Here is a 252-nt window from a genome sequence, read left to right on the forward strand (position 1 = left end):
TTGGACAGGCTCTTGATCTGGTATCCCGTTACGATTCTCTGCGTAACCCACTGACTTCTCTGGGGGATTACCTCGACCCCGAACTCATCTCTCGTTGCCTTGCCGAATCAGGTACTGTAACGCTACGCAAGCGCCGTCTTCCCCTCGAAATGATGGTCTGGTGTATTGTTGGCATGGCGCTTGAGCGTAAAGAACCTCTTCACCAGATTGTGAATCGCCTGGACATCATGCTGCCGGGCAATCGCCCCTTCG

Annotated in this window: 1 protein-coding gene; it reads left to right on the forward strand. The window is 54.0% G+C overall.

Translation table 11 applies throughout. The features are described 5' to 3' along the window. On the forward strand, positions 1-252 hold a 252-nt coding region (locus tag BFF42_RS21740), incomplete at both ends, for a transposase domain-containing protein (RefSeq protein ID WP_171755357.1).

The organism is Shigella sp. FC1661 (genome assembly GCF_001712525.1).
GTDB lineage: Bacteria > Pseudomonadota > Gammaproteobacteria > Enterobacterales > Enterobacteriaceae > Escherichia > Escherichia coli.